Source organism: Streptomyces sp. NPDC001781 (genome assembly GCF_053596035.1).
Genome location: NZ_JBSFFI010000019.1, coordinates 110169 through 123159, shown reverse-complemented (window position 1 = coordinate 123159; position 12991 = coordinate 110169). Strand labels below are relative to the sequence as shown.

Here is a 12991-nt window from a genome sequence, read left to right as displayed (position 1 = left end):
CGGTGTTTCCGACTCTATCAGATCTTTCCGATCCGATTTCCTCGGTGCTTTCCAGTTCCTCACTTCCGCGTTTCCGCTTCCGTGTTTCCCTTTCCTGCGGTTCCGACTCTATCAGATCCTTTCGGCGTCCGATTCCCAGTCGAAGTGGGATTGCCTTGGGCTTTTCGGCTTTCGCCGTCCGGCCTTTCGACATTCACTACGTTAGCCGATCTCCGCTGTCACTCATAATCGAGTCACGCGGAGTCGAATTCGGACATGCAGGCACGCCGAAATCATCCCCGCCGGGGGAAGTCGTAGGTAGTGGGTGGCCGCTTCCGGCTGCAGGCGATTGCCGTACCCGGTTCAAGCGACTCGGGCTACGTTACGCATCTTGACGCGACGAGTCAACGTGACCTTCGTCGTGGGACGTGGGCCCGGTAGGGGCTCACCGTGGGATCGTCCGCGACCCGGAAGCGCCAGGGGTGGACGCCGCCGTCGCCGGCGACTCCGGTCCGCGGACCGCTGCGTACCTGCTCGGGCGGGACGGGCGTGCCCGTGAGGGCGCGGATCGGGGTGGCACGCGGGGTGCAGGCGTCGGTGCCGTCGAGGGAGCGGTCGACGTCCAGGGCGGTCGCCAGACGGGCCGGGCCTTTGGCCGGTTCCTTGTCACCGCGGCCCGAAAGCCGGCGCTCGCGGGCCAGCTCGGCGCCCTCGATGATCTCGCCGGCGCGGAGCAGGACAGCGCTCGCGGTGCCCTCGGGGCCGCAGACGAGGTTCATGCAGTGCTACATACCGTAAGTGACTCAACAAGCATGTATGTCGTTCCACCGAGACGCATCCCCACCCGTCCGGCCCGGGTCGGGACACGTCGACAGTCACCCGACCGGCCAGGAACGCGCCACGCTCGCGAGCGGTCACGCGTCTTCGGACCCAACTCCACGCCGACCCACCGGCGAGCCGCCAGCAAGGCGCACAGCGGCTCAGGCTCCGGCGGACGGCTTGGCTCTCGGGCTCAGTCGGTACGCCGAGACCGTCGGATCACCGGCAAGGTAGAAGCGGTGCTGCCAGTCATGGGCTTTGCTCACGCCTACCCGAGGACCGACCCGGATGAGTGCGGCGGGTACCGGCTCACCCTCGGACAGCGCGACCGAGGCGCCTGTCAGCAGGTCTGTGCCGTTGTGCTCTGCCGTGATGCCGAGCGCTTGGCAGAAGTTCCCCGGACCCCGCGCGAGACGTGGACTCTCAACCTTGCCTCCTCGCCGCTCGCGGGCCAGGTCTTCCCCTTCGATGACCCTTCCTGCCCGGATGAGGACAGCTGTAGCGATGCCGTCTGCCCCGGTGACGACGTTTGCGCACCAGTGGAGTCCGTGAGACCGGTAGACGTACAAGTGTCCCGCACGTCCGAACATGGCGGCATTTAGTGATGTCCTGCCTCGGTACGCATGGGAGGCGGGGTCGGCCGAACCGGAGTACGCCTCGGTCTCCGTGATCGTGATGCTCACGGTTCCCTCAGGTGTCTCGTGGGTGAGGATGGCACCGAGCAGCTTGGGGGCGACTTCTTCAGCGGGGTGAGCAAGATCCATGAAGTTCATGCTGATCGCCTTGACATGCCGTAGGTGAAGTAGACGTACACATGGCCGGGCGGACCGAACATCACGTCGTTGCGGGGAGTGCGGTAGGCGTGCGAGCCGGGGTAGTTCGGGCCGTCGTACGCCTCCACCTCCGTGAGGCGGAGGGCTGTCGGACCCTCGGGGGTCGCGCGGACCACGAGACGGCCGAGGAGGTCGGGGGCGACCTCCAGTACGGGACGGTCGAAGAACTCCCGTGGCAGTGGCGTACGGTCCGGGGGCGTGATCATGCCCTCCGAGGGTAGTGCAGCCGCACTGTCGTGCCGGCGGAACCGGTCGCGCCCGGCTCGCGTTTGTACGGGTCGAGGATCCATTCGTAAAGGGAGAGTCAATGGCGTTCAAGAAGCTGCTCGCGAGCCTGGGGGCCGGGGGCGCCTCCGTCGAGACGGTGCTGACCGAGGTCAACGTGGTGCCCGGTGGCGTCGTCCAGGGTGAGGTCCGGATTCAGGGCGGCTCGGTCAACCAGAACATCGAGGGTCTGTCCGTGGGCCTCCAGGCCCGCGTCGAGGTGGAGAGCGGCGACCAGGAGTACAAGCAGGACGTCGAGTTCTCCAAGGTGCGGCTCGGTGGTGCCTTCGAGCTGCAGGCCGGGGCGGTGCACGCGGTTCCGTTCGGGCTGGAGATCCCCTGGGAGACTCCCGTCACGGTGATCGACGGGCAGGAGCTGCGCGGGATGCACATCGGGGTGACGACCGAGCTGCAGATCGCGCGCGCGGTGGACTCCTCCGACCTGGACCCGATCCGGGTGCACCCGCTGCCCGCGCAGAAGGCGCTGCTGGACGCCTTCATCCAGCTCGGCTTCCGCTTCAAGAACGCCGACATGGAGCGCGGCCACATCCGCGGCACCCGGCAGAAGCTTCCCTTCTACCAGGAGATCGAGTTCTACCCGCCTGCGCAGTACCGCGGCCTGAACCAGGTCGAGGTCAGCTTCGTGGCCGACGAGAGCGTGATGGACGTCGTGCTCGAGATGGACAAGAAGCCGGGTCTGTTCAGCGAGGGCTCGGACACCTTCCGTTCCTTCCAGGTCGGCCTGCACGACTTCCACGGCACGGACTGGGCCGGATACCTCAACCAGTGGCTGTCCGAGGTCGGCAGCCGCCGGAACTGGTTCTAGGCTCGGAGATCACGAACGGAACGATCAGCAGGAGGTAACGAGGTGACCGAGCACAAGCGGCGGCCGCTCCCCCATGACTTTCATCCGCCCGTGCCGTCGTTCACGGTGACGAGTGAGGACATCGCCGAGGGCGGGACGCTGAAGGACGCCCAGGTGCAGTCGGAGGGGAACACCTCTCCGGAGCTGAGCTGGTCCGGCTTCCCGGCGGAGACCAAGAGCTTCGCCGTGACCTGTTTCGACCCGGACGCGCCGACCGGCAGCGGATTCTGGCACTGGGTGGTCTTCGACATCCCGGCCTCGGTGACGCACCTGCCGGCCGGCGCGGGCAGCGGCGACTTCGCCGGGCTGCCCGAGGGCGCCGTCCAGGCGCGCAACGACTACGGCGAGCCGGGGTTCGTCGGCGCCGCCCCGCCGCCCGACGACGGTCCGCACCGTTACGTGTTCACGGTGTACGCGGTGGACGAGGACAAGCTGAGTGTCGGCCCGGACGCCACTCCGGCGGTTGTGGGCTTCAACCTGCGATTCCACGCGCTGGCCCGTGCCCAGCTCATCGGGGAGTACGAGATCCCCGCGCGGGGCTGAGCAGCCCTTCGGTGTTTGCCCGCCCCTGGTCTTGGAATTGATCAGGGGCGGGCGCTTTTTATTTCGTTGTCCATCTCGATGCGTCCGTCCAGAGTTGATCCAGGTCCGCCGGGGGTGCGGACAGGCGCACGGGAGGTGGGCGGGATGCGTGGCACGTTGGTCCTGAACGCGAGTTTCGAGCCGCTGTCGACGGTGACGGTCAACCGTGCCGTCGTGCTGGTGCTCCAGGACAAGGCCGTGGTGGAGCAGGCGCACACCGAACTGCGCATGCGCGGCACGGCGGTGGACATGCCGGCGCCGAGAGTCATCCGGCTGTGCAGATACGTGAGGGTGCCGTTCCGAAGACAAGCGCCGTGGTCGCGGCGGGGTGTGCTGGTGCGGGACCGGCACCGCTGCGCGTACTGCGGGCGGGCGGCGACCACGGTGGACCACGTGGTGCCGCGGGCGCAGGGGGGTGCGGACTCCTGGCTGAACACGGTGGCGTCCTGTGCGGAGGACAATCACCGCAAGGCGGACCGGACTCCGCAGCAGGCGGGGATGCCGTTGCTGCGGCAGCCGTTCGAGCCGACTCCGGCGGACGCGATGCTGCTGGCGCTGGGGTCGGACGACTTCGCGTCGCTGCCGACGTGGCTGGCGCCGCCCGCGGCCGCGTAGGCCGTGCGTGACAGAGGGGCCCGCTCTCCCTGGCCGGGAGAGCGGGCCCCTTGCCGTGGCGGGGCGGGCCTCAGTCGATGGTCGGGCGCTCGCGGCGGTCGGTGCCGGTGCCCGTGCCCTTGTTCTGCTGGGGTACGGCGGCGCCGCCTCCGCCGAGGTTGCCGAAGTTGCCCATGGCGCCGGAGAGGCCCTTGAGGGCGTCGCCGATCTCGCTGGGGACGATCCAGAGCTTGTTGGCGTCGCCTTCGGCGATCTTCGGGAGCATCTGGAGGTACTGGTAGGAGAGGAGCTTCTGGTCCGGGTCGCCCGCGTGGATGGCCTCGAACACGGTGCGTACGGCCTGGGCCTCGCCCTCCGCGCGGAGTGCGGCGGCCTTGGCCTCACCCTCGGCGCGCAGGATCTGGGACTGCTTCTCGCCCTCGGCGGTGAGGATGGCGGCCTGCCGGGTGCCCTCGGCGGTGAGGATGGCGGCGCGCTTGTCGCGGTCGGCGCGCATCTGCTTCTCCATCGAGTCCTGGATGGAGGTGGGCGGCTCGATGGCCTTCAGCTCGACGCGGTTGACGCGGATGCCCCACTTGCCGGTGGCCTCGTCGAGGACGCCGCGCAGGGCCGCGTTGATCTCCTCGCGGGAGGTCAGGGTCCGCTCCAGGTCCATGCCGCCGATGATGTTGCGCAGCGTGGTGACGGTGAGCTGCTCGATCGCCTGGATGTAGCTGGCGACCTCGTAGGTGGCGGCGCGGGCGTCGGTGACCTGGTAGTAGATGACGGTGTCGATGTTGACGACCAGGTTGTCCTGGGTGATCACCGGCTGGGGCGGGAACGGCACGACCTGTTCGCGCAGGTCGATGCGGTTGCGGATGGTGTCGATGAACGGGACGACGATGTTCAGGCCCGCGTTCAGGGTGCGCGTGTAGCGGCCGAAGCGCTCGACGATGGCGGCGCTGGCCTGTGGGATGACCTGGATGGTCTTGATCAGGGCGATGAAGACCAACACCACCAGAATGACCAGGACGATGATGACCGGTTCCATCGTGTTCCCCGTGTCCCCTCTCCGCTTCGGTGCGCGCGGCGGATGTCGTGGCCTGTGAAAGATCTTGCCGGTCGAGTCTGACAGACCGTCCGGCAAGTCGTGTGCTGTTCGGTTCAGTTGAGTCGTGCGAGGTCAGATGACGAGCGCGGTGGCTCCGTCGATGTCGACGACGTCCACCTCCTGGCCGACGTCGTAGGCGCGTGCGGTGTCGAGGGCGCGGGCCGACCAGATCTCCCCGGCGAGCTTGACGCGTCCGCCGGTGCCGTCGACCCGTTCGAGGACGACGGCCTGCCTGCCCTTCAACGCCTCGACCCCGGTGGGCAGACAGGGGCGCCGGCTGCTGTGGCGGGCCGCGATCGGGCGGACCACGGCGATGAGCGCGACCGAGACGATCACGAAGGTGAGGACCTGGACGACGACGCCGAAACCGAGTCCGGCCGCGCCCGCGGCGACCACGGCTCCGGCCGCGAGCATGCCGAACTCGGGCATGGCGGTGACGACGAGCGGGATTCCGAGGGCCACGGCGACGACGAGCCACCACACCCATGCGTCTATGGCGTTCACCCGGTCATGGTAGGTCCGGGGGCCGGGCCGCCGACAGGGTGCGGACGGACCGGTGGTGGCTGGAAGGTGCGGGTCAGCCCAGCGGGAGGCCGCGCGCGGTCCAGCGCTCGCCGGCCTGCTCGACGACGAGCGGGAGGCCGAAGCAGCGGGAGAGGTTGCGGGAGGTCAGTTCCAGCTCGATGGGTCCGGCGGCGAGGATCTTGCCCTGGCGGATCATGAGGACGTGGGTGAAACCGGGGGCGATCTCCTCGACATGGTGGGTGACCATGATCATGGAGGGCGCGATCGGGTCGCGGGCGAGGCGGCCGAGGCGTCGGACGAGGTCCTCGCGGCCGCCGAGGTCGAGCCCGGCGGCGGGCTCGTCCAGGAGCAGCAACTCGGGGTCGGTCATCAGGGCGCGGGCGATCAGGGTGCGCTTGCGCTCGCCCTCGGAGAGGGTGCCGAAGCGGCGGTCGAGGAAGTCGCTCATGCCGAGGCGGTCGAGGAAGGCGCGGGCCCGCTGCTCGTCGACGTCCTCGTACTCCTCCTGCCAGCCCGCGGTCATGCCGTAGGCGGCGGTGAGGACGGTCTGGAGGACGGTCTGGCGCTTGGAGAGCTTCTCCGCCATGGCGATGCCGGCCATGCCGATGCGGGGGCGCAGATCGAAGACGTCGACACCGCCGAGGGTGTCGCCGAGGATGGTGGCGGTGCCCTTGGTGGGGAAGAGGTAGCTGGACGCGACGTTCAGGAGGGTGGTCTTGCCGGCGCCGTTGGGGCCGAGGATGACCCAGCGCTCGCCCTCCTTGACCGACCAGGAGACCTGGTCCACCAGAGCCCGGCCCTCACGGACCACGGATACGTCCTGAAGCTCCAGAACATCGCTCATGAGCGCGTTGTCTCCCCTTGCGTTTTTGGCCGGTCTCGGCTGTCGCGTACGCCTGTGGCTCGGTCCGCCGCGCCGATGGGCGCAGCCCACATGAAATCTACGCCACGAGTGCCCCGCTCCATTCCATCGGTCCGGTCCCTAGGGTGGGGGCATGCTCACGGAACCGCGTTCAGGACGCCTTGCAGCTTGGGGAAATGCCCTGTTGGCCGGACTTGTCTCGCCGGATGACGCCGTACTCGCCGCTGTCGGTGACGACGCGGTGCACCGGGTGGCCGGGCTGCCGGGTGAGAACGGGGTGGTGGGTCTCACGTTGGCGCTGGGCCGGCTGCGGGCGCTCGGGGTGACCGGGCTGCGGGTGGCGCTGCCCGCGCCGGGGCATCCGCTGGGACTGAGCGGTCCGCCGGACTTCAACGCGCGGGCGCTGGCCGCCGGGGAGGCGGTGGTGTGCACGGGGGCCGCCTTCGGGCTGGTGCCCGAGGTCACCGAGGCGGGTCCGGCGGGTGATGTGCACGTGGAGGTGGTGTGGCACGTGCTCCCGGTGCGGGAGGCACCTCCGGCCGACGTGCCCTCGCTCGGCGAGGCGGAGCGGGAGCTGGCGGAGGCGCTGCGGGAGGCGACGGAGGTGCTCTCCCGGTTGGACGTGGCCGGGTCCGGGCCGGTGGCCGCCGCGGCGATCGACGCCTACCGGGCGCGCTCCGAGCGGGACGGGGAGGTGCTGGCGTCGGGGTATCCGCCTCGTGCGGCACGGGTGTTGGAGCTGGCCGGACGGGTGGGGCTGCTGGTCTCGCTGGCCCAGGAGCGGGGGCACGGCGGGGCGGTGAGCGCCTCGGAGATGGGGGCACGCGCCGAGGCGCTGCGCCCGGTGGAGCGGACGGCGCGGCGGGCGCGGGTGGCGGCGTACAACGCGGTGGTGGAGGAGCGGGAGCGGGGCTGACGTCCCGGTTCAGCCGGCCGCTCCGTGGCGTACGGCCCACAGGGCGGCCTGGGTGCGGTCGGCGAGGTCGAGTTTCATCAGGATGTTGGAGACGTGCGTCTTGACGGTCTTCTCGGAGAGGACCAGGGCGCGGGCTATCTCCCGGTTGGAGCGGCCGTCGGCGATCAGGCCGAGCACCTCGCGTTCCCGTTCGGTGAGTGCGGCACCCCTGCCCTGGCCCGGGTTGGCCTCCTCCTGGGTGAGGAGGGCCTCGGCGACCTCGGGCTGGAGCAGGATGTGCCCGGCGTGCACGGAGCGGATGGCGGCGGCGAGCGCGTCGGGGTCGACGTCCTTGTAGAGGTACCCGGCGGCGCCCGCGCGCAGGGCCGGTACGACGGTACGGCGCTCGGTGAAGCTGGTGACGATCAGCACGCGGGCGGGGTTGCCCAGTTCGCGGAGCCTGCGCAGGGCCTCGACGCCGTCGGTGCCCGGCATCAGCACGTCCATCAGGATCACGGCGGGCCGCAGTTCCCCGGCGCGGGCGACCCCCTCGGCGCCGTCGGCGGCCTCGCCGACCACCTCGATGTCGTCCTGCACTTCCAGGAAGGTGCGCAGGCCACGGCGGACGACCTGGTGGTCGTCGACGAGCAGCACCCTGATCGGCTCAGCCACCGGGCACCTCCATCTCGATCGCGGTGCCCTTGCCGGGCGCCGATTCCACGGTGAGTGTGCCGCCCGCGCCGTCGGCCCGGTCCCGCATGGACACGAGGCCGAGGTGGCGGCCGGCCCGGCGGACGGCGGTGGGGTCGAAGCCGCGGCCGTCGTCGGTGACGCGCAGGACGGCTCCCCGGCCGCGCCGTGCCACGTCGACGTGGACGTTCTCGGCGCCGGAGTGGCGCAGGGCGTTGTGCAGGGCTTCCTGCGCGACGCGCAGCAGGGCCTCCTCCTGGGCGGCGGGCAGGGCGCGCAGGCCGTGGCCGCTGAACGTGACCCGGGCGCTGTGGGCGCGGTCGAGGACCTGGACCTGGGTGCGCAGGGTGGCGAGCAGGCCGTCCTCGTCCAGGGCGGCGGGGCGCAACTCGACCACGGCGGCGCGCAGTTCGTCGGCGGCTTCGGCGGCGAGGACGGCGACCTGGTGGAGTTCGTCCTTGGCTCGGGCGGGGTCGCGGTCCACGAGGGCGGTGGCGGCCTGGGCGGTCAGGCGCAGGGAGAACAGCTTCTGGCTGACGGCGTCGTGGAGTTCGTGGGCCAGGCGGGAGCGTTCCTCGGCGATGGTCAGCTCGCGGCTGCGCTCGTAGAGGCGGGCGTTGGTGAGGGCGATGGCCGCGTGCTGGGCGAGGATGCCGAGCAGGTCCTCGTCCTCGGCCGTGAAGCCGCAACCGCCCTGTGGTCTGGCGCAGTTCTTGTTGGCGAGGAACAGGGCGCCGATGATCTCGTCGCCGTCGCGGACGGGCAGGCCCAGGAAGTCGGCGAGTTCGGGGTGGGCGTCCGGCCAGCCTTCGAAGCGGGGGTCCTCGCGCACGTCCCCGAGGCGGACCGGGCGGCCTTCGCGCAGCATGGCGGCGAGGATGCCGTGCTGGCGGGGCAGCGGGCCGATGGCCTTCCACTGGGCGTCGCTGACGCCGTCCACGACGAACTGGGCGAAGCCCCCGTGGTCGTCCGGGACGCCGAGGGCCGCGTACTGGGCGTCGAGCAGTTCACGGGCGGAGGCGACGATCGTCTTGAGGACGTCGCGTACCTCCATGTGCCTGCTCATGGCCAGCAGCGCGGCGCTCACCGCGGCGAGACCGGACCGGGGAGCTGGATGCATGCCCTCACGGTACCGGCGTGGCGCCGGGCGGCGTCACGAGGAGGTACAACGCGCGCGGGCGGGCGGGCACGCCCGGCGAAACAGGGCGCCCGGGCAAGTTTGCTAACGCAGAGAAGCGCTCGATGACCCCCGAGTGACATACAGCCTGTACAGGTGTGAGCCCTCGCATAGGGCGCACATCACTTACGAACGGACATAGGAGACAGAGAACCCCAAGATAAGCGGGGTGGATATGCTGATCTGTCCTGTTTTACGTGGACCTGATCCACTACCGCGCTTCGTACGTCACATCATTGCCAGGGCATTTTGCTGCCGCTAAGAATTGCTCATGTCGCTCAGCGCCGCGGTTCACCCGCGGCGTTCGTGCTGGAGGAACCGACTTCCCCGGCGGACATGAGAGCGACCTCCGCGCCAACGAAGAGGTCCAAGCCATGCCCAAGAACACCCTGCATCGTCGTCTCAGTCGCCCGCTCGAGAAGTTCTCCGCGCTGAACAAACAGCACAAGATCGCCATCGCGGGTGTCAGCACCCTCGGTGCCGCCGCCATCGCCCTGTCCGCCGTTCCCGGCGGTGCCACGACCGTGGCCGGCGGTACCCCGGCCGTGGCCGCCAAGCCGGTGGCCGCCGAGCAGAGCCAGGCCCGTGACCTGCACGCCACGCTCAGCAGCCCGCTGACGAGCGACAAGGTCAAGCTCGACGCCATCGCGGCGAAGCAGAAGGCCGCCGCCAAGCAGAAGGCCGACGCCGCCGCGAAGAAGGCCGCCGCCGAGCGCAAGGCCGCCGAGTCGCGCTCCGCCAAGAAGGCCGCCGACCGGTCCGCGAAGCGTCCCCAGATGGAGACGGTCGCCGCGAAGACCTACAGGAACAACCTCGACGGCTGGATCCGCGAGTCGCTCGACATCATGCGCGCCAAGGGCATCCCGGGCAGCTACCACGGCCTGCACAAGAACATCATGCGCGAGTCCTCCGGCAACCCCCGCGCCATCAACGACTGGGACGTCAACGCCGTCAACGGCGTTCCGTCCAAGGGTCTGCTCCAGGTGATCCCGCCGACGTTCTCCGCATACCACGTGAAGGGCACCTCCTGGAACATCTACGACCCGGTCGCCAACATCACCGCCGCCGCCAACTACGCGGCGGACCGGTACGGCACGATCGACAACGTCAACAGCGCGTACTGAGGTCGGCGCGGACCTCTGAGACGACGCCGAAGGGCGGCACCCGGAAACGGGGTGCCGCCCTTCACGTGACTCGCGCGAGGAACGCAGCTACTTGCGCATGACCTCGGGCTCGTGCCGCCGCAGGAAGCGCGAGACGAGGAAGCCGCAGGCCACCCCGAGCGCGATCAGCACGACCATGTCCAGGCTCCAGGCCGCCGCCGAGTGGTTCCACAGCGGGTCGGTGCTGGTCGGGTCGTCGGTGTTCGGCGCGATGTTGTTGAAGTCCAGCGTGGTGCCGGCCGCGGCCACCGCCCAGCGGGACGGCATCAGGTACGAGAACTCGTTGACACCGGGCGTGCCGTGCAGGGTGAACAGGCAGCCGGTGAACACGACCTGGATGATCGCGAACATCACCAGCAGCGGCATGGTCTTCTCCGCGGTGCGCACCAGCGACGAGATGACCAGGCCGAACATCATCGAGGTGAAGCCCAGCGCCATGATCGGCAGGCACAGCTCGAACAGCGTCGAGCCGCCGAGGACGAGGCCCCGGTCCGGGATCTCCCGGCTGGCGAACCCGATCAGGCCCACCATGAGGCCCTGGAGCACCGTGACGGCGCCCAGCACGACCACCTTGGACATCAGGTAGGCCGAGCGGGACAGACCGGTCGCGCGCTCCCGCTCGTAGATCACCCGCTCCTTGATCAGCTCGCGGACCGAGTTCGCCGCGCCGGCGAAGCAGGCGCCGACCGCGAGGATCAGCAGGACGGTCGTCGCCGTGCCGTTGGGCACGTGCAGGCCGGTCCTGGGATTGAGCGGGTTGACCAGCAGCCCCTTCTCGTGGTCGATCAGCAGGCTGACGGCGCCGAGCACGGCCGGCAGGATCACCGTCAGCGCCAGGAAGCCCTTGTCGGAGCCGATGACCGACACGTAGCGCCGGACCAGCGTGAACAGCTGGGAGCCCCAGCTCTGCGGCTTGGGCGGCTTGACCGCCTGCGGCGGGGGCGCGGTGACGGACTGGGCCGCGACCGCGTCGAGGTCGGCGGCGTACATCTGGTAGTGCTGCGAGCCCTTCCAGCGGCCCGCCCAGTCGTAGTCGCGGTAGTTCTCGAAGGCGGAGAAGACGTCGGCCCAGGTGTCGTAGCCGAAGAAGTTCAGCGCCTCCTCCGGCGGGCCGAAGTAGGCCACCGCGCCGCCCGGCGCCATCACCAGCAGCTTGTCGCAGAGCGCCAGCTCGGCGACGGAGTGGGTGACGACCAGGACGGTGCGGCCGTCGTCGGCGAGGCCGCGCAGCAACTGCATGACGTCGCGGTCCATGCCCGGGTCGAGGCCCGAGGTCGGCTCGTCCAGGAAGATCAGCGAGGGCTTGGTCAGCAGCTCCAGGGCGACCGAGACGCGCTTGCGCTGGCCGCCGGAGAGGGACGTGACCTTCTTGTCCTTGTGGATGTCGAGCTTCAGCTCGCGCAGCACCTCGTCGATGCGGGCGTCGCGTTCGGCGGGCGTGGTGTCGGCGGGGAAGCGCAGCTTGGCCGCGTACTTCAGCGCCTTCCGGACGCTCAGCTCCTTGTGGAGGATGTCGTCCTGCGGGACCAGGCCGATGCGCTGGCGCAGCTCGGCGAACTGCTTGTACAGGTTCCGGTTGTCGTAGAGCACCTCGCCCTCGTTGGCCGGACGGTAGCCGGTGAGCGCCTTGAGCAGGGTGGACTTGCCGGAGCCGGACGGGCCGATGACCGCGATCAGGGACTTCTCGGGGGCGCCGAAGGAGACGTCCCGCAGGATCTGCTTGCCGCCGTCGACCGTGACGGTGAGGTGGCGGGCGGAGAAGGACACCTCACCGGTGTCGACGAACTCCTCGAGACGGTCGCCGACGATGCGGAAGGCCGAGTGGCCGACACCGACGATGTCGTCGGGGCCGAGGACCGACGTGCCGCCCTTGGCGATGGGCTGGCCGTTGACGTACGTGCCGTTGTGCGAGCCGAGGTCGCGGATCTCGAAGCGGCCCTCGGGGGTCGTCCGGAACTCGGCGTGGTGCCGGGAGACCTGGAGGTCGGAGACGACGAGGTCGTTGTCCAGCGAACGGCCGATGCGCATCACGTGGCCGAGGGCGAACTGGTGGAACGTGGTCGGGCTGCGGTCGCCGTGCGCCTGCTGCTCCGGCGCGGCGGGGGTGCCGCCCTGCTGGTGCGGGAAGGCCGGGGCCTGCTGCGGCCCGCTGTGCCACTCGGCGCCCTGCGGCTGCGCGGCCTGCGGTACGGCCTGCGTCTGCTGGGCCCACGCGGCGGACTGGGCGGCGTACGGCGCGGCCTGCTGCGCGCCGGCCGCGGTCAGGTCCAGCCGCGGACCGTCGGTGGCGTTGCCCAGGTGTACGGCCGTGCCCGCGCCCAGCTCCGTCCGGCCGACGCGGTGGCCCTGCACGTAGGTGCCGTTGGTGCTGCCGTGGTCCTCGATGACCCAGGTGTGCCCGTCGAAACGGACCGTGGCGTGGCGCCACGACACCCTGGCGTCGTCGAAGACGATGTCGCCCTGCGGATCGCGTCCGAGGGCATAGGACCGGGACGGCTCCAGCGTCCAGGTCCGTCCGTTTGTTTCCAGTACGAGTTCCGGCACTCCATGCCCCACTGAGTTGTCCCCCGAATTGCCCCCGACACGGGGAGTCTAGGGATGTCGAACATCGTGGGGAACTATTCCAGGCGGG

12 protein-coding genes and 2 pseudogenes are annotated in these 12991 nt (G+C 69.9%); 5 read left to right on the top strand and 9 right to left on the bottom strand.

Features of this window, described 5'->3' with window-relative positions; genetic code table 11:
• Window positions 1-383: 383 nt before the first annotated feature.
• The 3 genes and pseudogenes from ACWCV3_RS19240 to ACWCV3_RS19230 form a co-directional block, all read right to left on the bottom strand.
• Window positions 384-761 (bottom strand): annotated as a pseudogene (locus tag ACWCV3_RS19240) (DNA-3-methyladenine glycosylase); the annotation flags it as partial.
• A 198-nt stretch (window positions 762-959) separates the two neighbouring features.
• Window positions 960-1571 (bottom strand): DNA-3-methyladenine glycosylase, encoded by a 612-nt coding sequence (locus ACWCV3_RS19235; protein ID WP_451225225.1) that lies wholly within the window; start codon window positions 1569-1571, stop codon window positions 960-962.
• 14 nt (window positions 1572-1585) lie between these two features.
• A pseudogene (locus ACWCV3_RS19230) lies at window positions 1586-1837 on the bottom strand (DNA-3-methyladenine glycosylase); the annotation flags it as partial.
• 101 nt (window positions 1838-1938) lie between these two features.
• On the opposite strand from ACWCV3_RS19230, the gene ACWCV3_RS19225 reads away from it, so the two are divergent.
• The 3 genes from ACWCV3_RS19225 to ACWCV3_RS19215 all read left to right on the top strand — a co-directional run bounded on the left by ACWCV3_RS19225 (window position 1939) and on the right by ACWCV3_RS19215 (window position 3957).
• Window positions 1939-2721, top strand: coding sequence for a sporulation protein (locus ACWCV3_RS19225; protein WP_451225222.1), 783 nt, complete (start codon window positions 1939-1941; stop codon window positions 2719-2721).
• A 42-nt stretch (window positions 2722-2763) separates the two neighbouring features.
• A complete protein-coding gene (locus ACWCV3_RS19220) occupies window positions 2764-3303 on the top strand; it encodes a YbhB/YbcL family Raf kinase inhibitor-like protein (RefSeq protein ID WP_451225219.1) in 540 nt (179 codons plus the stop codon).
• Window positions 3304-3447: 144 nt separating this feature from the next.
• Window positions 3448-3957 carry an HNH endonuclease gene (locus ACWCV3_RS19215; RefSeq protein WP_451225216.1) on the top strand — a complete coding sequence of 170 codons (510 nt, stop codon included), beginning with the start codon at window positions 3448-3450 and terminating at the stop codon, window positions 3955-3957.
• A 70-nt stretch (window positions 3958-4027) separates the two neighbouring features.
• Here ACWCV3_RS19215 and ACWCV3_RS19210 read toward each other — a convergent pair whose 3' ends face one another.
• From ACWCV3_RS19210 to ACWCV3_RS19200, 3 genes are all read right to left on the bottom strand, one after another.
• The gene (locus ACWCV3_RS19210) at window positions 4028-4987 is read right to left on the bottom strand and encodes an SPFH domain-containing protein (protein ID WP_451225213.1); all 960 of its coding nucleotides are present in this window, start codon (window positions 4985-4987) and stop codon (window positions 4028-4030) included.
• A 132-nt stretch (window positions 4988-5119) separates the two neighbouring features.
• Complete coding sequence (locus ACWCV3_RS19205) at window positions 5120-5551, bottom strand: NfeD family protein (RefSeq protein WP_451225210.1); 432 nt, start codon at window positions 5549-5551, stop codon at window positions 5120-5122.
• A gap of 73 nt (window positions 5552-5624) precedes the next feature.
• Complete coding sequence (locus ACWCV3_RS19200; protein WP_451225207.1) at window positions 5625-6416, bottom strand: ABC transporter ATP-binding protein; 792 nt, start codon at window positions 6414-6416, stop codon at window positions 5625-5627.
• Between the two features lie 151 nt (window positions 6417-6567).
• Between ACWCV3_RS19200 and ACWCV3_RS19195 the strand changes: the two genes are divergently transcribed.
• Window positions 6568-7350, top strand: a complete 783-nt coding sequence (locus ACWCV3_RS19195; protein ID WP_451225204.1) for a hypothetical protein — start codon at window positions 6568-6570, stop codon at window positions 7348-7350.
• A 9-nt stretch (window positions 7351-7359) separates the two neighbouring features.
• Here the strand turns inward: ACWCV3_RS19195 and ACWCV3_RS19190 are convergent, their stop codons facing one another.
• The gene (locus ACWCV3_RS19190; protein WP_451225201.1) at window positions 7360-8001 is read right to left on the bottom strand and encodes a response regulator; all 642 of its coding nucleotides are present in this window, start codon (window positions 7999-8001) and stop codon (window positions 7360-7362) included.
• Window positions 7994-9139, bottom strand: coding sequence for a GAF domain-containing sensor histidine kinase (locus ACWCV3_RS19185; protein WP_451225198.1), 1146 nt, complete (start codon window positions 9137-9139; stop codon window positions 7994-7996). The genes ACWCV3_RS19190 and ACWCV3_RS19185 overlap by 8 nt, the downstream gene beginning before the upstream one ends.
• 431 nt (window positions 9140-9570) lie before the next feature.
• Here ACWCV3_RS19185 and ACWCV3_RS19180 point away from each other — a divergent pair, with 431 nt between their 5' ends.
• The gene (locus ACWCV3_RS19180) at window positions 9571-10320 is read left to right on the top strand and encodes a transglycosylase SLT domain-containing protein (RefSeq protein ID WP_451225195.1); all 750 of its coding nucleotides are present in this window, start codon (window positions 9571-9573) and stop codon (window positions 10318-10320) included.
• Between the two features lie 87 nt (window positions 10321-10407).
• Here ACWCV3_RS19180 and ACWCV3_RS19175 read toward each other — a convergent pair whose 3' ends face one another.
• Window positions 10408-12903 carry an FHA domain-containing protein gene (locus ACWCV3_RS19175; protein WP_451225192.1) on the bottom strand — a complete coding sequence of 832 codons (2496 nt, stop codon included), beginning with the start codon at window positions 12901-12903 and terminating at the stop codon, window positions 10408-10410.
• Window positions 12904-12991 lie beyond the last annotated feature (88 nt).